The organism is Candidatus Amarolinea dominans, assembly GCF_016704685.1.
Classification (GTDB): domain Bacteria; phylum Chloroflexota; class Anaerolineae; order SSC4; family Amarolineaceae; genus Amarolinea; species Amarolinea dominans.
The window spans coordinates 1-24,230 of the sequence record NZ_JADIZS010000046.1; the positions used below are offsets into that span (position 1 = coordinate 1).

Below are 24,230 nucleotides of genomic sequence, written 5' to 3' on the forward strand. Positions count from 1 at the left end.
AATTGGCAAAATCTCGACTAACGATGCTCAAACGTTCAAGTAATTCTGGAATCGTATTTCCAGTTTTGTCCTGAACGGCTCGCTCATAAAGTAAATCTGTCCAAATTTCCATGTTTTCAATAACGTGGATGAAAGTTTCGCGAAGCGACTTGTGGTCAATATCAAATTCTTTATCTAGCAAATCATCAGGTAATGACTGGGACGCTAAAAGAAGTTGGCGAGTTGTCCAAGTATCGTGACCAAGCAATCTATCAAGAATATCCATTAGGTCTCCGAAATTTCAGTAGATGATGATGGTAATGCCCAGCGCCCAACGGCACGCTTCACCTGCGCCGCAGCGTCCGAATCTCGCGTCACGCACACAACCGCCGCCGCTGCGGCGTCAGGTGCAAGCAGTGTTAGGCCAGGCCCAAGCGCCAGACCCGCCAAACAACGAACGCCGCCTGAAACGGCGAACTGTGTTGACGACCAACTGCGTGCCCCACAAGACGAGCGGCAGAGCTACTCCGCCAACAGCAGACCGACTTTTTGCAGAATTTCACGCGTGACGACCGGTGGCAAAGCGCAAATAAACGCCACGTCGCGGGCTTGCCAATCCAGACTCTTGACTTGATCCGCCAAGATCACGCCACTGACGGGGAGGCTCTGCGGCAGACTCACCTCGAAAGGATACCCCTTGATGGCGCTGGTAATCGGACACAAGAGCGCCAAGCCAACTTTGGCATTATAGGAAAGCGGCGACAACACTACCGCCGGACGTCGCCCCGCTTGCTCATGGCCGGCCTGAGGAGTGAAAGTGAGCCACACAATATCGCCACGGCGTGGCACATACGTTGATGCTGCTACCACGCTTCACCCCCCACGGCTGGGCCAGTGGAGATTTCACTGTGGCGGTTGAAGTCGGTAACTTGGGTCAGGAGCGCTTCCAGGCTGAAAGCGGGTTTGAGCACCGGCACGATTACCAACTGACGATCGTGCAGCGAAAGCTGCACAGGCGAGTTGTCTGTCAGTCCGACTTCATCAGCCAGCGGTTTGGGAATCCGCACGGCGAGACTGTTACCCCAACGCTGTACACGAGTTTCCATACGTTTCTCCTTGTTTTAGTATCTACATAGAAGATACGTCCGATTCTCGTGTTTGTCAAATCGGGGGTGACGCGACGCGCGTTGCTGGAAAGAATGTGCTTGTGAAGGGCGCGAATTACATGGGACGGCCCCAACGCCAACCGTCAGCCGCCGGGGCCGCCAACATCGTCAACCGGCCCAGATCCTCCCCGGTCGGCTGCACGGAATGTTGGGCAGCGGTGCCACCAGCAGAGCCTGACCGGACGAACCTGGGCAAACCTGCGACCCCTTCCATTCCAACCGCCTGCCCGTGAACGGCCCGTCGAAGGACCACCCAACGCCAACCGGTCTCCAATCTCCGGTCTCCCGCAGCTCCGCCCAACGCCAACCGTCAGCCGCCGGGGCCGCCAACATCGTCAACCGGCCCAGATCCTCCCCGGTCGGCTGCACGGAATGTTGGGCAGCGCCGCCCCCAGCAGAGCCTGACCGGACGGGCCTGAGCAAACCAGCGAACCATTCCAACCGCCTGCCTGTGGATACCCCCGCAGCAGCTCCGCCCAACGCCAACCGTCAGCCGCCGGGGCCGCCAACACCGTCAATCAGCCCAGATCCTCCCCGGTCGGCTGCACGGAATGTTGGGCAGCGGCCCCCCCGAGCACGACCTGACCGGACGAGCCTGGCCGAACCAGCGACCCCTTCCATTCCAACCGCCTGCCCGTGAACGGCCGTCGAAGGGCCGCCCAACGCCAACCGGTCCCCAATCTCCGGTCTCAGGACAGAGATCAGAGATCCGAGATCAGAGATCAGGTGTGTGGAAGACGAGAGTTCTCCGGTCTCTGGTCTCCAATCTCAGGTCTCAGGTCTCAGGTCTCAGGGCAGAGATCAGAGATCAGGTGTGTGGAAGGCGAGAATTCTCCGGTCTCCGGTCTCCAATCTCTGGTCTCCAACAGACCCACCCAACGGCCAGGTTCAGTCCGAAGCCCTCTCGGCGTCCGCAGTCCACTCGATTCACCGTCAACATGACAACATCCCCCGCTGAGGCTCGACCTATTCATCTATCCGCGCCAGCGCGCGGTTCATCATTCTATGGAATCAGACTCTGACAGCTCAGCACTTGCGTAGCAAATCGTTCAGGGAGACCCACCGGTCCCGCCAGGCGCGGAACCCTTCATGGCACTGTCACTAAATGCAGTATACAACCCTTCTGCGCCCCTGTCAACATCTATCAACAACCGGCCTGCGCAGCTTTCGATCCACCCGACTACCTGACGTCTGACGTCAGTTGTCGCTCTTGCTGCGCTCGCGTGAAGCGCCGCGGATGCAAGGCCCACACTGGCCTGTTACAATCTGCGCGATTTGGCAACAGCCTCGCCTTTGACAGGCCCGACTGGCGCCAGGGCAATCAAAGAACGTAGGGCCGTGTTTACGGCGTTAGAGTTCGGAAAATACTGGCGCACATCCGGGTCTATCATAACCGCACCGTCTTCCAGTGTGAAGTACCGAATGCTTACCGTTCCATCGGCTCTGTAAATCCTGACCGTATGCCCTTGCCGGTAGGCGCGATAATACTTGCCACGCACGCCTTTCTTGTCACTGAAGTCGTATTCGGGCAGCATATCGGGCTCTTCTGCCCTTACTTGTTCAGTCTTCTCCTTGTTCATAGGTTCTCCGCTCTGAAGTCGTCGCGTTTCGGCAACTGATAATACGAATAATCAAAGTTTCTTCGGTGACTTCGCCCTCAGTGTGAATGACGAGTAAAACCTTACTGGCGGCCGAAGTGCCAATGTTGATATAACGCTGTTCATTCTCCGAGTGCTCTTCGTCGGCAAAGGTGAACAAGAAGCGATCATTGAAAACCGTTTTGGCCTCCTCAAAACTGACCTTGTGCTTTTTGAGGTTTTCTCTGGCCTTGTTTTCGTCCCATTCAAAAAGAAGTCCCATCTTGTCTGCCTCATCTGTTCGCAGACCATAGATTACTGCATTGCGGTTCATCATTCAATGGAATCATCAGACTCTGACAGCTCAGCACTTGCGTAGCAAATCGTTCAACGCACCCCACATGGTCCCGCCAGGTGCGGAACGCTTCGCGGCTCTGTCACTGACCTCAGTATACACTCGGCCCTTGCAATTGTCAACCAACATTTCCCACGCATTCAACGCCTTCAACTTAGGAGCCGTCACGAAACAAGTGTTACATCTGTGCCCCTTTGGCAAGCGTGAGAGTTGCGATTATGATCAGTGGGTGCAGGAGATAAACGGTGCTGGCATCGGTGATAAAGGGCGCCAGGCGCGTGACTTTCGCGCCCGGCCACGACCTGTGGTACACTATGAATCCGCGCACCGACGCGCGACAAACACCCTCACTTCACACACGGAGCACATCATGAAAAAACGTATCGTCCTGATCGGCGCAGGGAGCGCCCAGTTCGGCTACGGCACGATTGGCGATATCCTGCAGAGCAAGGTCCTGGAAGGCAGCGAGATCGTGCTGCACGACATCAACCCCACGACGCTCGCCGCGGTCGCCGAGGCCGGCCGCGCGTTCATCGCCGAGCACGGCCTGCCCTTCAGCATTTCGGCCACCACGAACCGCCGCGAGGCGTTCGCGGGCGCCGACTTCCTCATCATCTCGATCGAGGTGGGCAACCGCTTCGAGCTGTGGGAGCAGGACTGGCGCATCCCGCAGCAGTACGGGGTGCAGCAGGTGTACGGCGAGAACGGCGGCCCCGGCGGCCTCTTCCACTCGCTGCGCATCATCCCGCCCATCCTGGAGATCTGCGCCGATATCATGGCGATCTGCCCGCAGGCGACCGTCTTCAACTTCAGCAACCCGATGAGCCGCATCTGCACCACTGTGCATCGAGCCTTCCCGGAGCTGAAATTCATCGGCATGTGCCACGAGATCGGCTCGCTGCCCAACTTCCTGCCGCGCATCCTGGGCGTGCCCTACGAGGCGCTCGAAGTGCGGGCGGCCGGGCTGAACCATTTCAGTTGCGTGCTATCGGCCAAATACAAGGCCACCGGTCAGGATGCTTATCCCGACATCCGCGCCCTGGCGCCGGCCTTCTTCGGCGCGATGCCGTCCATGACCACCGTTCACAAGTATTTCAAGGAGACCGGCCAGTGGCCCCGCAAGCCGGAGGATTTCGCCGCCCTCGAGACCGAAGCCTGGCCGGAGCGCCGCGTCTTCCAGGTGATCCTGGAGAAATTCGGCCTGCTGCCGATCACCAGCGACAGCCACTTCGGGGAGTACATCCCGTGGGCCTACGACGTGACCGACCACAAGGAGATCCTGGACTTCTACCGCTTCTACAAAGAATACCTGTCGAACATCCAGCCCAGCATCGAGCTGCGGCTGAAGGAGCGGATCATCCCGGTCATCGAGGGGATCCTCACCGACGCGGGCTATATCGAAGAGGCGGTCAATATCCCAAACAAGGGCCTCATCGCCGATCTGCCGGAGTGGCTCGTGGTCGAGGTCCCGGCGGTCGTCAACAAGGACGGCGTGACCGGTCTGCCGATGGGCAAGCTCCCGCATGGCTTCGCCGGCTTGCTGATGAACCAGGTGGCCGTCCACGACCTGACCGCCGAGGCGGTGATCTGCAAGTCGAAGTCCGCCGCGCTCCAGGCGCTGCTGGTGGATTCGATCGTCAATCGGTATCGGAGGATGGATGAACTGCTGGAGACGATGATCGCGTATCAGGAGCGGTGGCTGGGCTACCTCAAGTGAGAAACGTGCCATTTGGCTCAATGAATTTGTTCAGGATTGACTGCTACGGCGCGGGAACCAGCCGCACCAGTTCCAGCAGGGGACGGCCGCTGCGTTCGCGGAAGAGCGCCAGCGCCTCCAGGCGGCGGCCCTGACCCGCGGCCAGCGCCTGCAGCGCCTCGCGGCGGCCCTGAAAGACGGTGAACTCAGGCGTGTGCAGGAGATAAACGGTGCTGGCGTCGGCGATAAAGGGCGCCAGGCGCGTGGCAAAATCGGCGTCGGGTTGATCCAGGCGCGCGTAGCCAAAGGCTTCGATGGGCGCAACCCGGCCCTGCGCCAGAAAAGCCACCGGCGCCTCGATGCCCCAGTCCAAAACAATGGGCGCTGTCATCCCCCGGGCTTCCAGGTCGGCGGTCAGGCGATAGGAGGCGTCAGAATGGGCCGCGTAACCGCCGCTGGCGGTGAGGACGGCGTGGTAGCGCACGGTATTCCAGGCATCGAAGCCGCCCCAAACCAACAGCGCCGCGAACGCCAGCAGCGCAGGCCGGCGACCGTGCTGCGCCAGCAGGTCGGCCGCGGCCGCGCCCAGCAAGGGCAGCAGCGGCAGCAACAACGCAAAATGCGTGATGAACAGATCTGAAACGGTGAAGCAGCTCTGCACGACGATGAGCGCGGCCAGCAGCGTCAAACCCAGCACGCGGTGCCAGAGAAGCGGGGCCGACGCACTGATGCGCTGCAGCCAGGCCGGCGCCGGCAGATCCTCCTGACCCGGCTTGGGCGCCTCGAACGCCAGGTAGACCTCCAGCCCAAGCAGGGTCACGGCTGCCAGCAGGCCGGCCAACGCCCACCGCGCGACCGGATTGGCGTACACCTCGCCCAGGTACCAGAAGTGATGTCCTTGCAGAAGGATGCCGATCTGTTCGATGCGTTTGCCCAGGTTGGCCGCAAAATGGGTGTTGCTGACGCCGTAGTACGAGGTGTTCAGATTGCCCAGGATGCTGGCCACGGTGCCGCCAGTCTGCAGATTGAAGTGCAGCAGGGGCCAGACGCCGGCCAGGAAGGCCAACCCAAACCCAACCCACTGGCGTACTGCTGTCCGGCGACTCACGTCGCTGTAACGGCTGCGTAACCCGCCTTCGTGGGCTACGCCCCACGGTCGAAATGCACCCCGCCAGAGCCAGCCGAGCGCGGCAATCACCAGCATGGCGCCGATGGCCCCAGATGAAGAGCAGTTTGGCCCACAGACCGAGGCCAGGAAGCCGGTCAGCCACAGCCAGCGCGCCTGGCGCGTCTGCTGCCAGCGCCAGGCGGTCCACAGGCTGGCGCAGAAGAGGGTCACAGTGACGTTGGTGACGAGAATGCCTTGCCGGCTCCAGAAGACGAACGAAGGATTGACGGCCAGCAGCAGGACGGCCAGGCCGGCTGTGCGCCGGTTGAACGCGGCCGCGGCGAACAGATAGAGAAAGATCAGCGTCAGGCCGGCGCAGGCGATGGGCAGGCCACGCAGGGCGAAGACGCCGGCGCCGCCCAGGGCCAGGAACGGCAGCGCCAGGTAGACGTTGAGCGCGCCGATGTAGTCCTGCACCATGGTGGGCAGCGTCAGGCCAAAGAGGTGCAGCCCGGCGTTGCGAAAGAGGGTCACGGGCTGGCCGCGCACAAGCTGCATGGCGTTCAGTCCAGCCTCTTTGGCCTCATCATAATGAAGGCCGGGCAGATCGAGCTGATACGCGGCGAAGCTGCAGAAGATGAGCAGACCCAGGGGGGGGGGGGGGGGGGGGGGGGGAGGGGGGGCCAGCAGAGGGGCATCAGCGCCAGGCCCGCAGACGCGCGAGGATTGGACGCCCGGGGAACCATCGAAGCGATTTCAACGCTCGCCCAGGGGGGCGCGCGCGGCGCAGGTGGACGCCCGGCAGGACGCCCACGGGCGCGTTTCGCCCCCGGCGGCATCGGTGTCTTACCCACCCATCAACGCACCAACAACTCGGCTTCCGAGATCAGGCTCTCGTAGTTGTAGCCGGACGCGTAGAAGCGAATCCAGTTGATGTGCGACGGCCGCGTCTCCCTCAGTAGTTCGATGAGATCGGGAGATTCATAGGCATACCAGACGCCGCGCGGGATCTTTTGCACGTTGCGCAAGGGCCAGGGCCGCGAAGAATCGAGATCGAGATAGTAGAAGCCCGATGTCCACAGACGCTCCACGCCGTAGATGTCGGTGTAGCTGATTTGCGCGGCCAGCGGAAACTCGGAGCTTTGCATCCCCGCACCTTGCAGGCTCTGAAAGACCAACTGCACGTAGAAGGTGATGTTGAGTGCGTCGAAGTCGCGCACGTCCACGTTGAGGTCCTGGCGAATCTCAGTTTCGGCATGGACGCCTTCCTGCCCACGGCGGGAGAAGAAAACCGCCTGGCGCCCATCCCGTGTGATCACCTGCACCGTGCCAATGCCGACGTTCTTCTGAGCATCTTCCCGCACGTCCACAAAGCTCTTGCTGCTCCAACCATCCAGGTTGCCGGCAAAACTGCCGTTGGCCAGCAAGTCCTGTTCCACCGGCTGCGGTGCGTCGGGCGCCTGACCCGCGGCGATGCGGGTGCGCTCCCCGGCCGGCACAATGACCACTTGGCCGCCGGCGATGACGGTCGCCTCGCCACCGCGTGTGGTCACCTGCGTCTCCTCGTTGCGCACCTCAACCGAATAACTGCCATCGGGTAAGTGAGCGGAGCCATGAGGGGTCTCCACGACGACCTGCAAGGGCCGCGCGCTGCGGTGCGAAGGGCTGACCCGGATACGGCCATGTTCCAAATAGAGACTCAGGCGGTCGGCCGCGCCGCTGTAGCTAAAACGGGGCACGCGCGCGGTGGTCAACAGAAAAGAGGCGTTGTTGTAGAGGGTGATGGTCGCCAGCGATTCCTGCGCCTTCTCGTCGGCGTAAAAGGTGAGAATGGCGCTCGATTTTTCATCGGTCGCGACGCGCTGATCTTCGCTGACTGGCGCGCGTGACACCACGGCTTGCGTGTCGCGGGTTCGGGCGGTGGTCACCAACACGGCGCCATCAATCACATTGAGTTCGAGGGGGCGGGTGTCCGTGGCGTAGAGGACGACACCCCGCGCGGCCAGCGGCGCCGCAATGGCCAGGGCGCAACACGTAATAAAGGAGATCACCGTGACGACCCAGGCCGTGCGCATGGGGTTGGCGCGAAAACGGCGCGTCACCCAACCGGGTGAGTCATGGCTCTGCGCTGAACGCTCTGCGCCGCGGTCAGGCGGCTCCTGGTCAGGCGTGAGAGCGTGTGATCGCTTGCGGTTGAGTTAATCATTGCCAGTTGGCGTAGGCTCCGTGGAAACGCCCTGCTGCAGCAGTTGCAACCAATGGCTGGCGTCGCGGTCATGGGAGCGATTTCAACGGCTCGCTGAAAATGCGCACAGGCGCGCCATCTCACCGCGGTCCTGTAGATCAAGCCCAGGTTGTAATGCACATTGTGCAGGTTTGGGTCAATCTGCGCCGCTTTCTCGAAGGCCGCGATGGCCTGGTCCTGGGTCGCTCGGGTGGACAACTCCAAGCGCCCCAGGTACGCTGCCGCCAGGTTCAGCCAGGCCATGGCATTGTCAGGCTCCAACTCAGCCGCCCGTTCCAGGATCGGCGCCGCCTGGCGGTACTTGCGCTGCATGATGTAGGCGCCCCCCAGGTTGATCGCCACCGAGACATTGTCAGGCGCCAGCAGCAGCGCTTCGCGCAGCGGCGTCAGGGCTTCGCCAGGACGCTGAGTGGCCAGCAGCCGCGCGCCTTCGTTCAACAGGTCAATGACACGCGTTGCAGAATCCAGCGCCTTGCCCACAGCCTCCTTGCGTCGAAATGGTTGTCCTGTAGCCATCATATGCTCCGTCCAGCGCCTCTTATCGTCATCTTCAATAAGCGTTCAGACCCTCACCCCTACCCCTCTCCCGACGACGGAACTGCTGTCGTCGGAGAGGGCCGAAGGGTTAGACGGGCTCCTCTCCCGTCGTGTGCTTTTCCACGACGGGAGAGGCCGAAGTGAGGGCCTGAACGCTTACCATCGTCAATCGTCAAAATCATCGTCGGCGACATCCTGGTCATCGTCCTCATCGTCCTCTTTCTCATCGTCAATCTCATCATCCAACTCATCGCCAAACTCATCATCGGCGCCGGTCAGACCCTGGCTGTTGAAATCGAGCGTTTCCAGGGCATCGGCCGCCAGCAACTCCAGGTCATCGTCCTCCGCACGGAAGACGGCTTGCAACGCCGGGCGCGCCAGGGGGCCGCCAACGGTTCCCAACGCGGTCACGGCTGCGCGGCGCATGGCAGGGTCAGGGTCGTCCAGCAAGATGATGAGACGCGGGGCAGCGGCCTGAATCTCGAGTTCGCCGGCGGCATAGACGGCCGCCAGGCGCTTGACATGCGAGTGACTGTCCAGCGCATCGCGCACCGTCTTGTTCCAGTGGCGATCGGCGCTGTTCCCCATCGCCCGCAGGGCGCTCGCCTGCATCGCTTCATCCTCATCACGGTACGCATCCTCGATCACTGCGCGCCCGCTGATCGCTGGCATAGCCGACCGCTTCTACCGCCTGGCGCCGCACGCTGAGCAACTCAGATGCGGACGCGACCGTCGCCAAGAGGGCTGGCAGCACGCCGCCCGCGTTGGCGACGGCAATCTCCTCATACTCGCCGAGCAACACGAATTGCCCCAGGGCTTTGGCCGCGGCGGCCCGTACCTCGGCGTCAGGGTCGGTCTGCAGGGCTTGCACGAACAGCGGAATCAAGCTCTCATCGTCGTCTTCCCGCAGCCCTTCGATGGACAGGCGGCGCACGGTGGGATCAGCGTCAGCCAACGTCCACAGCAAGATCATGGTGTAGTCAAGCTCTACACGCGCCCTTGCCCGCACATTCAAGGCCTGGATGAGCTTTTGGCGCCGCGTCAGGCTCCAATGGCTCCAGGCAGCCTGCAAGAGCGCCATGTCGCTGCGACTGAGGTCCGACAGACCGCCAAAAACCGGGTAAGGAATCGTGTCAGATTCTTGCCGGAGCAGATCGAGGGTCTGTGAAAGGTTCTTATCCATGAGCTAATTCCACAAAAAATCGCGTGCTTCGCTGGGGGGACCCACGCGCTGCCACGCGCTGATATTGCCCGCGGCGTCACGCGTCACACTGACCACGACCACGCGCCAACTATAGCGCCGCCCTGACTCCTGATCGGCCTGACCGTAGAGCAGGTTGGAAACCCGCCAACTGGCGTTCGTGGTCGCTTCGGCAACGCGCCAATCGAAGACGCCGCCCAGGCTGAAGCCGATCTCCACCAGGTAGGCCATCGAGTCTGGCAAACCGGCCACCACCTGCCAGCTCAGCAGGATAACGGCATCCTCGCCGGAATACGAACTGCCGGAAGCGGGGCCAACCAGGTCTGGCGCAGGCGCTTGTGGCGGCGGGGTGTTGGTGGACGCCGGGGTGACGGTAGCCCGGGCGCAGGCGTGGCAGTGGCCCCCGGCCTGGCACCAGAATCTGAGCGCCCACCTGCAAGCGGCTCGGATTCAGCCCAGGGTTGAGCGCCAGCAGCGCGCGACCGAGGTATTGAACCGGGCGGCAATGGCCGACAGCGTGTCGCCGGCGCGGATCGTGTAGCGCGTCGTTCCCGACGCATCCCTGACCGGGGTTGCCGTGGCAGGCACGCGCGTCGCGGTAGCCGTGGCCGGGCGAGGCGTTGCGGTCGAGGAAGCGGTGGCAGTTACTGTAGCCGGACGGGCGGTAGCTGTGGCCGTGGGCTGCGGCGAAGCCGTCGGCGTGGCCGTGGCGGTAGGCGTTGGCGACACGTCCAGAATGACAGTGGTTGTCAGGGTGGCAGCCGGCGTGATCTCCACGGTCAGGGTCACTTCCCCGGTCGTCGTCAGCGGCGCAGTCGCCTCGATCGGCGGCGGAGCATCGGTGGGAACCTCCACCGCCGGCGCAGGCACAGTCACAGTAGGAGCGGGAGTCATAGTGGGCAGGGTAATCGTGGGCGCCAGGGACGCCAGGGCCTGGCTGGCATCGGGCAGGCTGACACGGCTGATGAGAAATGCCACGGCCAGGACCCCCACGACTCCCAGGGCCATTGTCTGCAGCGGCAACCGCCAGCCGGCCGGTTTCAGATCACGCCCGCAGTGTGGGCAGACCTGCAGAAGCCGCCTGACTGCGCTTACCGCAGGCGCGGCAGCGCACGGTGGTGACTGCGGCGGCTGTACGCTGCCGCAAACCGGACACACCCCTACCCGCGACGCAGCGGAGTGCCACAATGTTTGCACTGGATACCCGTGCCTTGCATCAACAATTCCTCGAATCAAGATGGCTTGCATGAGACCATGCTTGCATAACAGGCTTCTCCATCTAAATGCTCAACCTAACTGCTCAACCTAACTGCTCAACGCAGCAGGGTGCCGATCGGCAGTTCTGGCTGCAACAAGAGCCGGGTGACGGCGCCGGGCTGTTCGCCGCTGAAAAACGCACCTGCAGGCCGGGGAAGCGCCTGCACCAGGCTGCTCATGACCCGCACCTTGCTGGCCATGCCGCCAGTAACATCCGCGCCGTGCGAACCGCCCAGGCCGTCCGCAACCGGCGTCAGGTCCGCGGCGGAGATCAGCGGCACGGGCTGCGCGCTGGCGTCGGCCAGCGGATCCCTGTCGTACACCCCGCCGACCATGCCGGCCAGCAGGATGAAGTCCGGCCGCAAACGCCGGGCCAGCCAATCGAATACCTCTTCGGTCGAAACGATCGTCCCGCCGCGCACCTCGTCCAGCGCCACATCGCCGTAGACCAACGGGGTCAGGCCCTGGCGCAGGGCCGTGCTGACAGAACGGTCAGCCAGGGTCAGCAGTTCCCCGTCGCGGCAGAGCGCGCTGGCCGAAGGCGCCAGGCTCCAGACCGGTACGCCGGCCGCGCCAAACGCGTCGGCCACCAGGCGATTGAGCTGGGCAGCCACGCGTGACACCTCGGCAAAGCCGCGCCAGTCCGCAGCGGTGGTCACGCCGGCCCGTGTCTGATAGCGCCGGGCAGCCATGTGACCAAACGAGCCGCTGCCATGTCCCAGCAGCAGGCGCAGATCAGGCGCCTGCGCCTGCGCGGCCGCACATTCCTGCGCCAGGCGCTGAATGACATCCGGCCGGGGTCAACGGCGTGTACTTGTCGGTGATGAGCGAGCCGCCCAACTTGAGAAAAAAGGTGCGCATCACGCCTGGTCCCGTTCGACCGTCACCTGCGCGCCATCCACGCGCACGCGGTCGCCGCTCTGGATCAGGCCCACGTCAATCTGATCCACCATCGGAATATCGCCGATGATGGCGCCCACAGCCACGATGGCCTCGCTCTCGCGGGCGATCATCGCGGCCGGCGCCTGACCCGCGGCCGCCAGGCGCAGGATGGTGTACGAGCCGACCGTGCTGCCTTTGCCGGTGGGAAAGACCAGCACGCGGCCGGTGATGCGTTCCCCATGCAGGGGGTGGTTTGGCTCGATGATGATGCCGGTGTCAGGGTCCACGCCGCCCAGGAAGCCAATCGGGCAGGCGAAACCAGCGCGATCCCTGTCGCCTGCCCGGCCCGGATGACGCGGCCTGCAAGGTGAACGAAACCGGTTCTTGTGTCATGTTTGCCATGCTTCGATCAAAGCTGCTTTGAGCGCGGCCAGGAGATCAGCGTCCTGTGCGGGCAGCACCGTGCGCGCATCGAAAAGCGCCTGCTGATCGGCCGTCCGGCCGACCACCGGCGGCTGGCCCTGGCGCAGCCTTGCCAGCAGGCCCGCCGCGTCCGGCACAGCCAGCGCGGCGCTGGGCAATGTTTCACCCGGCAGCGAGCCGCCGCCCACGGTGCTCTGCACCGCCACGGCTGCGCACGGAATACCGGCCGCGGCCAGCGCTTCACGCCAGGATTCGACCCGCGCCTGCAAATCGGGCAGGCGTGCGCCCATCATCTGCCAAACCGGCAGGCTGGTCAGCGCGTCCTCGCGCACGTAGTGCAGCAGGGTGGCATTGAGCGCGGCCAGGGTCAGCTTGCCCACGCGCAGCGCCCGCGCCAGCGGATGGCTGCGCAGCCGGGCGATCAGGTCGGCCCGCCCACGATGAGACCCGCCTGCGGCCCGCCCAGCAGCTTGTCCCCGCTGAAAGTGACAAGATCAGCCCCGGCCGCCACGCTGGTCTGCACGGTCGGTTCCGGCGACAGGCCAAAGAGTGCGGTGTCCAGCAGGGTGCCGCTGCCCAGGTCGTCCACCACAACCAGCCCCTGCGTGTGCGCCAGGCTGACCAGGTCGGCCAGGCCCACTTCGGCCGTGAAGCCGAGCTGGCGGAAGTTGGAAAAATGCACACGCATGAGCGCGGCCGTTTGCGGCGTGATGGCCTGGCTGTAATCAGCCAGATGGGTGCGGTTGGTCGTGCCCACCTCGACCAGGCGGGCGCCGCTGGCCCGCAGCACATCTGGAATGCGAAAACCGCCGCCGATCTCCACCAGTTGGCCGCGCGAGATGATCACCTCGCGGCCCGGCAAAGCGCGCTGAGCGCCAGGAAGACGGCCGCGGCGTTGTTGTTGACCACCAGGCCCGCCTCTGCGCCGGTCAGCCGCACCAGCAGCGCCGCGGCGTGATCGTAGCGCGAGCCGCGGCTGCCGGTCACCAGGTCATACTCCAGGTTGCTGTAGCCGGAGGCCAGGGCCGCGACCGCGGCGCTGGCGTCCTGGCTGAGGGGAGCGCGGCCCAGGTTGGTGTGAATGATGACGCCGGTGGCGGTGATGACCGCTTGCAGGCTGGGGCGCAGGGTCATTTGCACCTGCTGCTGCACCTGGCCGGCCAGGTCGGCCAGCAGGGCAGGCGGCGCCCTGCTGGATGGCGGCGCGCCTGTTCCAACACGGCGCGCTGCGGCCAGCGTCGGGGCGTGACCGGCCTGCGTCTGCAGATCAACCGGCAGCGCAAGCAGCAGCTTGTCCACCGCCGGCAAACGGCGCAGTTCTTCTCCCACCGTCATCTCCTGCCCATCTCCTCAATGACTGCTCAGGCTACGGCCCAAACGCCAGGCCCACGAAACAAATACGCCGCCGGAAGAACACCGACGGCCAGTCAGTAGGGCATCGCGTTGAGGTGGGCGACACAGGACTCGAACCTGTGACATCTTCCTTGTAAGGGAAGCGCTCTAACCAACTGAGCTAGTCGCCCACGAACAACAAAATTTTACCCGAAGACGCGACGCCTGTCAAAACGTCCGGCTGTTCATCAGAAATTCCAAATGTGGTCGCTGAAGACATCTGGAATGGAGGCTTTAGCCGGTTGTGGCAGACCGGCTGAAGCCTCGATTCCGGGACCATTTGGATTTACTGGCTGTTCGTCAGCCGCCTGGCGCGGACTGACGGCCGCGCGCAATGGCGGCCGCGGCATAGGTTGCCAGGATGCCGGCAATGGCGACATCGTCCGGCCCGAAGGCACGCGGGCTGCGAAATTTAAAAAAAGAACACCGACCGGCGTCTCCCCTTGCTGCAAACGCATACCGACGAAGGCCTGCGTGCCGCTGGCCCGAAAATGCGCAGTCTGCACCAGGTCAGGCGGCAGGTCGTTGGTGGCATCAGGCACCACCACCGTGCCATGCGCAATGACATAGGCGCTGAGGCCCTGACGTCGCGGCAGGGCCATCTCCCCCGCCAGGCGGCCACGAAGCAGAAAACGCAGTCGGGTCCAGGAACTCGCCGCGACCGGCGTCGTACTGATGCAGCGTCACCGTGTCGGCCAGCAGTTCCTGCGCGGCCAGGCGCACGATGTCGTTCTTCACCGTGGTGGGATCCGCGGCCAGCAGCGCGGCGCCAATCTGCTGCAGCGCGTCCAGGCGGGCGCTCAAGATGCGGGCGCGCACATGGCCGGCCACGGTTTCCAGCGCATGGCTCTGCGTTGTCTCGCCGGAGACAATGAAATCGGCGAAAGCGCTTGCTCGGCTCCACGAACTGATCGTGCATCGGTCGCACCGTTTGCCGGTACTGCGCGATCACCGATTCGATGGTGCGCTGGCGCTCGCGCACATCGCGCTCGATGCGTCGCAGCAGGCGCTCGTCCGCGCTCAGGTCTACGAAAATCTTCAGATCATACAGACCGCTCAGCTCCTCCGAGGCCAGGGCCAGCCAGGATGCCGTCCACAATGATCACATCGCACGGCTCCACCAGGCGCGTGGCTGCCAGCCGCGTGCAGGTGACAAAGTCATACGTGGGCGTCTCCACCGCCTCACCGCGGCGCAGTTGATGCAAATGCTCGGCCAGGAGGGGCGTATCCAGGGAATCAGGATGATCGAAATTGGTCGTCAGCAGGCGTTCGGCCAGCGGGACATGGCTCAAATCCTTGTAGTAGGAGTCGTAGGCAATGATCACCGCGGCTGGGGCCAACCGTGCGCACGATGGTGTTCGTCATCGTCGTCTTGCCAGAGGCCGTGCCGCCGGCAATGCCGATCACATAGGGACGGTGTGAAATCACAGACAAGAGAACCTCCTCATTGGCCGCACAAATTGGCCGCACAAATAATAAAGCAACCGAAACTTAGCCTGTTTTCGACATAGAACAGATGTTTTTATACAACAGCTTGTGGTCATTGGCAAATCGCACACAACCTGTAGGAACAGTCCTGTTTTCGCTCAAACGTTCTACGCGACGGCTTGTGGCAAGTGCCTGATGACCTACTACCCATTGGGGTGTCGAAAACAGGCTTAGCACAACCTGCGCTATTTGACAACCGCTGCAAGCAGGCTATCATCCTGGACAGACAGCCCATGAATGAATTCACGGGCCGACTCGCTCCAACCGTAGGTCACGCCTCCGGCGTGACGACGCCGTCGGTCACACAGCTTGCTTCGGTGCGCCAACGATGCAAACCGGAGGCTTGCGTTACGACCGGCGCCATCCGGATTCCAGACAGGAGATCATGATGCGACTTTCGCCCACTTTACAACGCACAACCGTCTATGCGGTATTCTTCCTCTTTTTCTTCCAGCTCCTGGCTGACTTCGTGGAGGCCATCTACGTTCGGCCTGCTGGGTACCAACATCCCGCCGGAGATCGTGGCGGTGCTGCTCTTCTTCTCCCCCACTCCTGTTGCTGCTCTGGCGCCGCGGCCGCGCGCCATCTGCTGTTCATCCTGGCAACCCTGGTTCTGCTGAGCCGTGTGCTGGAGCCCTTCCTGGATACGCGGGGCCGGATGTTCGTCGCCGGCCTGGGTGTGGCCTGCTCACTGCTGCTCTTTTCGGCCTATCTCTGGCGCAAGCGCGCTGCCAGCGCAACCGACCTGGGCGCGGGGCTGACCGTGGCCCTTGCCCTCTCCGCGGCCCTGCGCACCTTCGGCTCCGGCCCGGACATTTCAACCGGCGGCATGTTCCAGGGCATCGGCTGGGGACTGGCCCTGCTGGCCCTGGTTCTCCTGATTCGTGGCTGGCCCGATCGGGAAGATCACGAGACGCCGGCCGCTCCGCCCGCGGCCGGCCGTGGCGCTACCGGCCCTGTCCTGGGCCTCATGGCCGTGATTTTCCTGCTCTATGTCGTCTTCTCCGCGCCCCATGTCCTGGCGCTGGACCGGCGCATGGATCAGCGGCTCATCCTGTTTCTCTATTTCCTGGCGTTGGTGAGCTTTGGCTGGCTCATGGCGCGGCCCCTGGGACTGCCGACCCTCTCCCGCCCGGTCATTCTCGTCTTGAACCTCGTCCTCCTGCTGGCCCTGGCGCTGACCGCCCGGCTGCAGCAGCCGGCCTTCACGGCCGACCCATCCGCCTTTCCCCTGCTCGAGCCGTCAACCCCCTGGAGCTTCCACATCCCCCTGGTTCTGACGCTGCTGCTCTGGCCCATTCTGCTGCTCGATGCCGTGCTGCTGCTGCAGACCATCGCTCAACGCCAGCCTTCGCTTCCCAGCCTGGGCCGCAGCTTTGGCCTGGCCGCCTTCTTCCTGTTGGTCATGATCTTCGCCCACGTCTTCACCACCGTCTACGACTACATCCCGGTGATCGGCCCGCTGTTCCGCAATCAGTTCTGGGCGGTTCACCTGGCGGCCGGCGTGGTACTCGTGCTGGCCCTGCTGCAGACGGCCCGCTCTCAGATCGCGTGGACTTCGACGCCTGTCTTAGCCGCCGCGCTGACGCTGGTGGGCGTTCTGGCGCTTGTGGGCGCCCAACTGATCACGGCCAAGCCAGCGCCGCCCGCCGGTCAGGCCCGCCAACTCACCATCCTGACCTACAACATTCAACAGGGCTACAGCGGAGGGGCAGCGCGACCCGGCCGGGCAGTTACGGCTGCTGGCTGAGGTCAGCGCGGACATCATCGGCCTGCAGGAGTCCGACAACGCGCATTGCCGGCGGCAACGGCGACCTGGTGCGCTATTTTGCCAATCAAGCTCGGCATGTACGCCTACTACGGCCCCAAGACCGTGGCCGGCACCTTCGGCATTGCCCTGCTCTCCCGCTTTCCCATCGAAAATCCACGCACCTATTACCTGTTCAGCGAGGGAGAGCAGGTGGCGGTCATTGCCGCGCAAATCACCGTGGGCGACCGCACCTTCGAGGTCTTCGTCAATCACCTGGGCAATGGTGGGCCGCTCATTCAGCAGCAGCAACTGCTCGAACTGATGGCAGGACGCACGAACGTCATCGCGCTGGGCGATTTCAACTTCCGGCCCGACAGCGAGCAGTATCGCCTGACCACGCAGCAGTTGGCGGACAGTTGGACCCTGCGCTGGCCCGCCTGGCGGGACGACCAGGGTCAGCAGCCACAGCGCAAAATTGACCACATCTTCGTCTCAGCCGGAACCGACGTGCGCCAAGCCCGCTTCATCCCCAGCCCAGCCTCCGACCACCCGGCCGTCACCGCCACTATCGGCTGGTAATAATCCCTACCCCCTCCTCCGCACCACGCGCACTCGGCAGTGCTTGTCGGGCGCGGGCGAGGGGCTGTAGGTGCGGCGCAGTTGGTACGCCGGGTCGGCCAGCGCGAATTCCAATTCGTGGAACAGCGTGGCCGCGGTGAGCATGATGAGCACCTCGGCAAAACCGGCGCCGGCGCAGGTGTGCGCGCCAAAGCCGTAGGGCGCAAAGGCGCCGGGCTGGCGCGTCTCCTGGCGCGGGGGCAGGCAGCGATCAATGTCGAAGCGATGGGGGTCCCTGTAGATGCGCGGGTCGAAATGGGCCACACCGGTCGCGGCCATGACCGGTTCCATCGCTTGCAGTTGGCAGCCGGCGAAGGTGAACGGCTCGATGACGGTGCGCGGCACCATCGGCGCCACCGGGTAGAGGCGCAGCGTCTCCTGCGCGGTGGCGTGCAGGATGGGCATCTTGCGCAGCCGGTCGGCGGTCAGCGGGCCTGCGGCAAAAACCGCGTCAATTTCGGTTTGCCAGGCGGGCCAGCGTTTCGGGCTGTTTGAGCAGCGCATAGATCAAGAATGAGGTCTGCCCGCGGCCGTGTCAATGCCGGCCAGGTAAGGCCCCAGCGCGCCGATCAGCAGTTCCGGCTCGGAGAGCATGTCAGGGGTTGTCGGCCGAGGCGGCCAGCAGGTAATCAATCAAGTCGCCATCGTCTGCCGACTTGGGCTGTGCCCGATGGCTGGCCAGCATGTCGGCGGCCAGTTGCATGACACGCGCCTTGGCCCGGCGATAGGGTGGCAGGCGCAGGCTGATTTTGGGCCATTGGCCCAGCACGGCGTTGAGCAGGGTGCGCATGAAAAGGACGAAGTCTGGGAAATAGTCGCCCGGCCCGCTGCCCAACAGCAAACGGCCGATCTGTTCTCCGATCAGGCGCTGTATGGTGGGGAAGACCACGAAGGTGGCGCCCGGCTGCCAGTCTGCCAGCAGCGTGCGCGTCAACGTCACCGCGGTGGGCAACTGCTCCATGATGGCCGTGCGGCTGTAGGGCTTCTTGAGAATTTTGCGCATGCGCGAATGGGGCTCGCCATCAATGGCGGCCAGGAAGTATTTCGATTCGATCTCATCGGCAAAGGTGGCCCAGGTGTAACGGCCGCTGAGATGCGCATCGCCGGCCGCGGTCAGGAACTGGTTGGCCTCAGGGCCGGCCAGGACCGTGAAGCGCCGGTTGAGCGCCTTGACCGTGAACACCGGGCCGTGCTTCAGATACTGCTGCTCCAGGAAAGTGAGCGGGTCGTTCATCAAGGGGAGGGCGCTGCCGAGCAGCGGGATTCCGTCGGCCAAGGGGGGCGCAGGCGCCTGCGAAAGGCCGCTCTGCCAGGTCATTGCGTTTGTCATGGTCTTTTTTCCTCGTTGGTACACATGTTCAACAGACTCTCACCTGCCATTGTGCTTTACATGACTCATTGCGTCAAATTCGGCGGATAGGAAATACTGCCGCGCTGCCTGTCATGGACGTCTCACCTTGCGGTGCAGGCAGCGCGTGAGGCGCCCGCGCTCCCAGGTAGTGACGCTCGCGCGCGATAGTCTGCAGGCACACGGGGCTTGTGGTATAATTTGGGTGATATTAATGATGTTCACATCGAATTCCCAGGAGAGAGTTATGAGGTGATGCGATGGCTGTGATGACGGCTCTGCCGAAGCGCAGAACGAAGCCGATTACCGGAGAAGAACTGCTGGCGCTGGGCGACATCGGCCCGAGCGAGCTGATTGATGGGAGGATTGTGACCATGACCCCAACCGGCGATGAGCACGGGACGATTGAGTTCAACCTGGGAAGTGAATTGCGCGCCTTCGTGCGTCGGCAGCGCCTGGGGCGAGTCACAGGCGGCGAGGTTGGCATCTACACGCGGCGCAATCCGGATCGCGTGCGCGCCGCAGACATCGCCTTCATCTCGACGAGCCGCCTGGCGCAGCCGGTCAAGGGCTATCTGACCGTGGCGCCCGACCTGGTGGTGGAGATCATGTCGCCCGATGACCGCTGGCAGGACCTGCGCGAGAAGTTGGCCGAATACTTCGCCATCGGTGTGACATGGGTCTGGGTCGTCGAACCGTCGGCGCGCAAGGTATTGGTCTTTCATTCGCCCACCATGATCGAAGAATTCAATGAGGATGACACGCTGACCGGCGAGGGCGTATTGGCCGGATTCGCGGTCAAGGTGGCAGATTTGTTCAGCGTCTGAGGTGCGCCTCGAGGCGCCGAACTGGCGAGCGTTGCAGCACGAGAGGTGAGCAATCGGGACAATGAATGCGGTCCAACGCACTCGATAGACGGAGGCAATCATGCGCAAGCTTCTACCGAGCAAAACTTCGGGGACTACCTGCAGAGCTTTGCCGATAGAGAGGGGTGCGATCTGTCCACCCTCCTGGTCGAGATACGGAGCTGGTACAACGGCTTCGCTTTTTCGCGCCGCGGCGAGACGGTGTACAATCCCTTTTCGCTGCTGCTCCTGCTGGACGGCCAGGATTTCCGCAATTACTGGTTCGAGAGCGGCACGCCCACTTTCCTGATCCAACTGATCCAAAACCAGCACTACGACATCCGACAACTGGACGATCTGAACGTTGGCGAATTGGCCTTCAGCAGCTATGACATCGAACGGCTGCAGGTTCTGCCCCTGCTCTACCAGACGGGCTACCTGACCATCAAAGGCTAGGAACAACCGGCTCGGTACCCCAACGAGCCGAACCCGCCGGGGGGGGCTGCGGCGGGGGGGGGGGGGCCCGGGGGGGCCGGGCAACCCCCGGGGGGGGCGGGGGGGGGGGCCGGGGGGGCGGCGCGCGGGGCGGGGGGCGGGGGGGGGGGGGGGGGGGGGGGGGGGGCCCCCGGGGGGGGGCCCCGCCCCCCGGGGGGGGCGGGGCGGGGGGGGGCCGGGGGGGCCCCCCGGCCCGCCCGCCGGCCGCCCGGCCCCCCGGCCCCCCCCGGCGGGCCCCCGGCGGGCCGGGCGCCCGGCCCCCCCCCCCCCCGTCCGAACCCCGGCGGGACCTCCCACTCCAGCGCGATAGTGGCGTCAGCGGCCCAACCTGGTCTGCATGGCCCGCGGACAGTGGGAAAGCAGAGACACCATGAAATCACCATTTGCGTTGAGGATGACATGCATACCCAATTGACCCGCCATCTTTACAAACTGAGCGTCGAGATCGGCTGCCGACCCGTCGGCTCGCCGGCCAACCAGGCCGCGGCCGCCTACGTGCGTGACGTTTTCAGCGCCCTGGGGCTGGTCGTCGAGGAACAGACCTACGCCTGCACCGGCTGGCAGTGCGCAGGCGCCTGGCTGTCCGCCGGAGGCGATGCCCTGCCGGTCGAGGCCAACGCCTTTTCGCCCGCGTGCGACGTGACTGCGACGGTTGTTCCTGCAGCCACGCTGACTGAGCTGGCCGCGGCCGACCTGACGGACCGGATCGCGCTGTTGCACGGCGAGCTGGTGAATGAACCGCTGGCGCCCAAGTCATGGTTCCTGGCCGGCGAGCGCGACCACGCCATCATCGGCCTGCTGGAAAGCAAACGACCGGCCGCGGTGCTGGCGCCGCCCCCGCCCACGCCGCAGTACGAACAGTTCACCGCCGACTGGGAGCTGGAGATTCCTGCCGCCACCACGCCGGTTGCCGTCATCGAGCGCCTGTTGGCCCAACCGGCGCCGCTCCATCTGCGCCTGGACTGCGCCAAATATCCCGCGATCGCCGCCAACATCGTGGCGCAAACCCGGCGCTCGTCCGCCCGGCGCGCCTCCGCAGCGCATGGCGCTGATGGCGCACTTCGACACGCTTCAATACCCCGGGCGCTCGACAATGCCTGGCGGCGCCGCGCTGCTGGCGCTGGCGGAAACCCCTGCGGCGCGGTGCTGCCGTTCGACCTGGAGTTCATCGCCTTCGACAGCGAGGAATATATGCCGATCGGCGATGATGAATACGTGCGCCGCGCCGGCGAGGCCTCCTTCGCCGAGGTCGCCCTGGCGATCAACATGGACGGCGCCGGCTACGTACACGGGCCGAACACCGTTGCCCGATTCAACACCTCTCCAGCGTTGACCGCCCGTCTGGAAGCGATCGTGGCTCGCTACCCTGCGCTGCAATGGACGGAGCCGTGGCCGCAGAGCAACCACTCGACCTTCTCCTTCCGCGGCGTGCCCGCTCTCGCGTTCAGCTCCCAGGGCGCCTTCAACCTGGCTCATTTCCCGACCGATACGATGGACAAAGTGAGCGTGGAAAAACTGGCCGAGGTAGTGGCGCTCGTGCGGGAGATCGTGGCGAGCTGAACCTATCCACTTGACCAGGATCGGCATGGAAGATGATGTGGCAGACGACTTGATTGCCAGACATCCGGCTTTTCTGGCAACGATCCGTCGGGCGCGCCAACAGAAGATCGCAGGGCGCACCCGGCGGTTGGAGGATGTGCGGCAGAAGTATGAGACAAGCCAGGAGGCGGTCTCGACGTAACGCGGCCCCGCCGAGCTTCGATGGCTGGGCAACCAGCCTGATTATCGTTGCGGCTGCCCGCCTCCGGCGCGTTCCTCGTGAATCAGCCTATCGAGCCTCTGTGCGCCGGCTCGCCACCCACAAAAACCCAATCCCCACCAGCGCCGCGACGCCGCCCCAGCGGAAGGCGGCCGCGGGGCCGAAGTACTCGAACAGCAGCCCGCCCAACACTGACCCCAGCATCGCGCGTACGCCCCACGACACCGCGCCGAACACTCCCTGCGCGGTCGCGCCCATTCCCTTTGGCGCGATTTCGCCCGACAGCGCCACACCCGCGGCCCAACTGGCGGAGAACGCCAGGCCATGCAGCAGTTGAATCGGCAGCACGACCAGCGGGTTCGTCATCAGGCTGTAGCCGAAACCTTGCACGGCGCACGCCAGCAGCGAGAGCGCCAGCACTTTGCGCGTGCCCAGGCGCTCGATCAGCCGGTCTGCGAAGAACCACACCGGCAGCTCGCTGACCGTCGAAACCGCCAGCGTGATCCCCATCAGCGTCTTGCTGGCGCCGAGCTGCTCCATGTAGAGGAAGAGGAAGCTCATCTCGATGGAGAGCGCCAGGCCGCCGATCAGGATGCTGGCGAGGAAGATCACCCACGGCCCGTTGCGCAGCAGGGCGGCCACCCCACGCCAATAAGAGCCGCGGCCGCCGGCGCGTTCGATGGGCAGCCCCGCCACCGTGACCAGGCAGCCGAGCATCAGCAGCGCGTAGCCGCCGAAGGCGGCCGACATGCCGGCGCGGTCAATCAACCAGCCCGCGACCGGCGCCATCAGGCCCCACCCGAACGCGCCGCCGATGCGCTGCCGGCCGTACAGGCTCTTGCGGTCGCCCAGCATGGTCAAGACGGTGTTGTCAACCAGCGGGATGACCGGCGCCAGGAAGAAGGCATTCAGGATGACCAACGGGATGAGCCAGCGCAACCCGCTCGTCTGCGATAGGGCCACCACCACGACGATGCTGCCCGCCATCGCCAGCAGCAACACCGGCCGGTGTCGCTGCGTCGCATCAGCCAGGCCGCCCCACAGCGGCGCGCTGACCAGCGTCACCAGCGGGAGCAGACCAGAGAGCAGCCCGATCTGGCTGGCCGACATGCCGTTCTGGGCATAGTAGAGCGCCAGGAATGGCAACAGGCACGCGCCCGCCGCAAAGTAGAAGAAGTACGCCGCCTTCGGCCGGATCATCAGTACGGCGGTTCGGCCGGCCCATCATACCCGCACATGCCCGTGCGCGGCGAGTTCACCAGCGCCATCACCATCTCCTCGTGTTCGTGCTCCTGGGCGTGCTCGTCGCACAATTCACATTTCTCATCTTCGTGATACATGCATTCGGAGCACAACCACGTCGCGGGCGCGCCGCAAACGCTACATGCCGGCGGCTCGAACTTGTTGCGCGCCATCAGGAAGATCGGGTGCTCGCTGAGCGGCTTGCCCTCGCGCGCCGCAATGACCTTGATGGTCAGCTCCGAGGTCGTGCCGAAATCATACTCGTATGACAGCTCCAGACCTGGCTGGAAGATGCTGCTCACCTTCACCGCGTTCATCAAGGGGCCTTCGTTCTCGCCCCAGAGACCGGCCGTGTTGTCGTACCTGGCGCCTGCGATCTTGAAGGAGCTCAAGTGCCCGCAGCACTCCAGCCAGATGGCGCGCAGGTACTCGTCCAGGTCTTTCAGCGTCGCTTTGCCGCGCATCTCCAGATGCAGGAAATAGCCGGCGCCCCAGGCATCCTGCGCCTGGAGATGATAGAGGGTCTGCCGTTGGCGCTTGGTGGCATCGGCTGTCGCCTGAGCCTCTTGCCGTTTGGGGCATGTTGGCAGATGCCGGGAAAGCCCGCCCTTGGCGAATTCCCGACCGCAGAATACACAACTACCGCGAGTTTGTGGGCCTGACATGGTGGTCTCCTTGTGGATGGCTGATTTTGGTGTGTTCAGAATAGTGCGGAGATGTCATCCGCACAAGCGGCGCCGGCACAGTCGGCCAGACTACAGGTGCTTGAATTCCATGCGAGTAGTATGCCACGAATGGCAAGTTACTGCAACAACTTGACATTCCTCGATCCAAGCGCGTTCCTGTGCTGCGACCCCGGTGAGCGTG

The 24,230-nt window shown here is 64.0% G+C and carries 28 protein-coding genes, 1 tRNA gene and 4 pseudogenes; 7 read left to right on the plus strand and 26 right to left on the minus strand.

From position 1 onward, the window contains the following. The 5 genes and pseudogenes from IPF85_RS21810 to IPF85_RS21830 all read right to left on the minus strand — a co-directional run. A pseudogene (locus IPF85_RS21810) lies at positions 1–265 on the minus strand (DinB family protein); the annotation flags it as partial. 236 nt (positions 266–501) lie between these two features. Then, entirely contained in the window at positions 502–849 is a 348-nt protein-coding gene (mazF, locus tag IPF85_RS21815) for an endoribonuclease MazF (RefSeq protein ID WP_343410164.1), read from the minus strand. Continuing rightward, the gene (locus IPF85_RS21820) at positions 843–1,085 is read right to left on the minus strand and encodes an AbrB/MazE/SpoVT family DNA-binding domain-containing protein (RefSeq protein WP_343410165.1); all 243 of its coding nucleotides are present in this window, start codon (positions 1,083–1,085) and stop codon (positions 843–845) included. The genes mazF and IPF85_RS21820 overlap by 7 nt, the downstream gene beginning before the upstream one ends. 1,319 nt (positions 1,086–2,404) lie before the next feature. Then, positions 2,405–2,725: a hypothetical protein gene (locus tag IPF85_RS21825; RefSeq protein WP_343410166.1), complete on the minus strand. Its 321-nt coding sequence runs from the start codon at positions 2,723–2,725 to the stop codon at positions 2,405–2,407. Further along, positions 2,706–3,059 (minus strand): BrnT family toxin, encoded by a 354-nt coding sequence (locus IPF85_RS21830; protein WP_343410167.1) that lies wholly within the window; start codon positions 3,057–3,059, stop codon positions 2,706–2,708. The genes IPF85_RS21825 and IPF85_RS21830 overlap by 20 nt, the downstream gene beginning before the upstream one ends. A 388-nt stretch (positions 3,060–3,447) precedes the next feature. On the opposite strand from IPF85_RS21830, the gene IPF85_RS21835 reads away from it, so the two are divergent. Then, positions 3,448–4,794, plus strand: coding sequence for an alpha-glucosidase (locus IPF85_RS21835; RefSeq protein ID WP_343410168.1), 1,347 nt, complete (start codon positions 3,448–3,450; stop codon positions 4,792–4,794). Between the two features lie 43 nt (positions 4,795–4,837). Here the strand turns inward: IPF85_RS21835 and IPF85_RS21840 are convergent, their stop codons facing one another. The 17 genes and pseudogenes from IPF85_RS21840 to IPF85_RS21920 all read right to left on the minus strand — a co-directional run bounded on the left by IPF85_RS21840 (position 4,838) and on the right by IPF85_RS21920 (position 15,143). Further along, on the minus strand, positions 4,838–6,439 hold the full coding sequence (locus tag IPF85_RS21840; RefSeq protein ID WP_343410169.1) for a glycosyltransferase family 39 protein: 1,602 nt from the start codon (positions 6,437–6,439) through the stop codon (positions 4,838–4,840). A gap of 299 nt (positions 6,440–6,738) precedes the next feature. Continuing rightward, entirely contained in the window at positions 6,739–7,983 is a 1,245-nt protein-coding gene (locus IPF85_RS21845; protein WP_343410170.1) for a FecR domain-containing protein, read from the minus strand. Beyond that, the gene (locus IPF85_RS21850; protein ID WP_343410171.1) at positions 7,980–8,645 is read right to left on the minus strand and encodes a tetratricopeptide repeat protein; all 666 of its coding nucleotides are present in this window, start codon (positions 8,643–8,645) and stop codon (positions 7,980–7,982) included. Before IPF85_RS21850 ends, IPF85_RS21845 begins: the two co-directional genes overlap by 4 nt. Positions 8,646–8,828: 183 nt before the next feature. Further along, positions 8,829–9,335 (minus strand): HEAT repeat domain-containing protein, encoded by a 507-nt coding sequence (locus IPF85_RS21855; protein ID WP_343410172.1) that lies wholly within the window; start codon positions 9,333–9,335, stop codon positions 8,829–8,831. Next, complete coding sequence (locus IPF85_RS21860; RefSeq protein WP_343410173.1) at positions 9,289–9,846, minus strand: HEAT repeat domain-containing protein; 558 nt, start codon at positions 9,844–9,846, stop codon at positions 9,289–9,291. Before IPF85_RS21860 ends, IPF85_RS21855 begins: the two co-directional genes overlap by 47 nt. A gap of 3 nt (positions 9,847–9,849) precedes the next feature. Then, positions 9,850–10,107, minus strand: coding sequence for a hypothetical protein (locus IPF85_RS21865; protein WP_343410174.1), 258 nt, complete (start codon positions 10,105–10,107; stop codon positions 9,850–9,852). Between the two features lie 207 nt (positions 10,108–10,314). Further along, positions 10,315–10,887 carry a LysM domain-containing protein gene (locus tag IPF85_RS21870; RefSeq protein WP_343410175.1) on the minus strand — a complete coding sequence of 191 codons (573 nt, stop codon included), beginning with the start codon at positions 10,885–10,887 and terminating at the stop codon, positions 10,315–10,317. A gap of 290 nt (positions 10,888–11,177) precedes the next feature. Further along, complete coding sequence (locus IPF85_RS21875) at positions 11,178–11,906, minus strand: uridylate kinase (RefSeq protein ID WP_343410194.1); 729 nt, start codon at positions 11,904–11,906, stop codon at positions 11,178–11,180. Further along, the gene (locus tag IPF85_RS21880) at positions 11,857–11,982 is read right to left on the minus strand and encodes a hypothetical protein (RefSeq protein ID WP_343410176.1); all 126 of its coding nucleotides are present in this window, start codon (positions 11,980–11,982) and stop codon (positions 11,857–11,859) included. The genes IPF85_RS21875 and IPF85_RS21880 overlap by 50 nt, the downstream gene beginning before the upstream one ends. After that, a pseudogene (locus IPF85_RS21885) lies at positions 11,982–12,355 on the minus strand (DUF126 domain-containing protein). The gene IPF85_RS21880 and the pseudogene IPF85_RS21885 overlap by 1 nt, the downstream one beginning before the upstream one ends. A gap of 37 nt (positions 12,356–12,392) precedes the next feature. Beyond that, on the minus strand, positions 12,393–12,851 hold the full coding sequence (locus IPF85_RS21890) for a hypothetical protein (protein WP_343410195.1): 459 nt from the start codon (positions 12,849–12,851) through the stop codon (positions 12,393–12,395). Further along, positions 12,848–13,761: pseudogene (gene selA / locus IPF85_RS21895) on the minus strand (L-seryl-tRNA(Sec) selenium transferase). The gene IPF85_RS21890 and the pseudogene selA overlap by 4 nt, the downstream one beginning before the upstream one ends. Before the next feature lie 114 nt (positions 13,762–13,875). Beyond that, positions 13,876–13,949, minus strand: a tRNA-Val gene (locus IPF85_RS21900). 57 nt (positions 13,950–14,006) lie between these two features. Continuing rightward, the gene (locus IPF85_RS21905) at positions 14,007–14,420 is read right to left on the minus strand and encodes a hypothetical protein (RefSeq protein WP_343410196.1); all 414 of its coding nucleotides are present in this window, start codon (positions 14,418–14,420) and stop codon (positions 14,007–14,009) included. After that, positions 14,353–14,649 (minus strand): hypothetical protein, encoded by a 297-nt coding sequence (locus IPF85_RS21910; protein ID WP_343410197.1) that lies wholly within the window; start codon positions 14,647–14,649, stop codon positions 14,353–14,355. The genes IPF85_RS21905 and IPF85_RS21910 overlap by 68 nt, the downstream gene beginning before the upstream one ends. A 118-nt stretch (positions 14,650–14,767) precedes the next feature. Further along, a pseudogene (locus IPF85_RS21915) lies at positions 14,768–14,917 on the minus strand (hypothetical protein); the annotation flags it as partial. Beyond that, positions 14,862–15,143 carry a hypothetical protein gene (locus tag IPF85_RS21920; protein WP_343410177.1) on the minus strand — a complete coding sequence of 94 codons (282 nt, stop codon included), beginning with the start codon at positions 15,141–15,143 and terminating at the stop codon, positions 14,862–14,864. The pseudogene IPF85_RS21915 and the gene IPF85_RS21920, both read right to left, overlap by 56 nt. A 548-nt stretch (positions 15,144–15,691) precedes the next feature. Here IPF85_RS21920 and IPF85_RS21925 point away from each other — a divergent pair. Then, complete coding sequence (locus tag IPF85_RS21925; RefSeq protein WP_343410178.1) at positions 15,692–17,056, plus strand: hypothetical protein; 1,365 nt, start codon at positions 15,692–15,694, stop codon at positions 17,054–17,056. A 78-nt stretch (positions 17,057–17,134) separates the two neighbouring features. Then, positions 17,135–17,635 (plus strand): endonuclease/exonuclease/phosphatase family protein, encoded by a 501-nt coding sequence (locus IPF85_RS21930; RefSeq protein WP_343410179.1) that lies wholly within the window; start codon positions 17,135–17,137, stop codon positions 17,633–17,635. Between the two features lie 6 nt (positions 17,636–17,641). Here the strand turns inward: IPF85_RS21930 and IPF85_RS21935 are convergent, their stop codons facing one another. After that, complete coding sequence (locus IPF85_RS21935) at positions 17,642–18,178, minus strand: cytochrome P450 (protein WP_343410180.1); 537 nt, start codon at positions 18,176–18,178, stop codon at positions 17,642–17,644. 91 nt (positions 18,179–18,269) lie between these two features. Then, on the minus strand, positions 18,270–19,004 hold the full coding sequence (locus IPF85_RS21940; RefSeq protein ID WP_343410181.1) for a cytochrome P450: 735 nt from the start codon (positions 19,002–19,004) through the stop codon (positions 18,270–18,272). 278 nt (positions 19,005–19,282) lie between these two features. Here IPF85_RS21940 and IPF85_RS21945 point away from each other — a divergent pair, with 278 nt between their 5' ends. From IPF85_RS21945 to IPF85_RS21960, 4 genes are all read left to right on the plus strand, one after another. Beyond that, the gene (locus IPF85_RS21945; protein ID WP_343410182.1) at positions 19,283–19,849 is read left to right on the plus strand and encodes a Uma2 family endonuclease; all 567 of its coding nucleotides are present in this window, start codon (positions 19,283–19,285) and stop codon (positions 19,847–19,849) included. Positions 19,850–19,894: 45 nt separating this feature from the next. Next, a complete protein-coding gene (locus tag IPF85_RS21950) occupies positions 19,895–20,323 on the plus strand; it encodes an AAA family ATPase (RefSeq protein ID WP_343410183.1) in 429 nt (142 codons plus the stop codon). Between the two features lie 438 nt (positions 20,324–20,761). Continuing rightward, complete coding sequence (locus IPF85_RS21955; protein WP_343410184.1) at positions 20,762–21,922, plus strand: M28 family peptidase; 1,161 nt, start codon at positions 20,762–20,764, stop codon at positions 21,920–21,922. A 25-nt stretch (positions 21,923–21,947) separates the two neighbouring features. Beyond that, positions 21,948–22,103, plus strand: coding sequence for a hypothetical protein (locus tag IPF85_RS21960; protein ID WP_343410185.1), 156 nt, complete (start codon positions 21,948–21,950; stop codon positions 22,101–22,103). Between the two features lie 87 nt (positions 22,104–22,190). On the opposite strand, the gene IPF85_RS21965 is transcribed toward IPF85_RS21960, so the two are convergent. Both IPF85_RS21965 and IPF85_RS21970 read right to left on the minus strand, forming a co-directional pair. Then, entirely contained in the window at positions 22,191–23,321 is a 1,131-nt protein-coding gene (locus IPF85_RS21965; protein ID WP_343410186.1) for a major facilitator superfamily domain-containing protein 6, read from the minus strand. Next, positions 23,321–24,028 (minus strand): hypothetical protein, encoded by a 708-nt coding sequence (locus IPF85_RS21970; protein ID WP_343410187.1) that lies wholly within the window; start codon positions 24,026–24,028, stop codon positions 23,321–23,323. The genes IPF85_RS21965 and IPF85_RS21970 overlap by 1 nt, the downstream gene beginning before the upstream one ends. Positions 24,029–24,230: the final 202 nt, after the last annotated feature.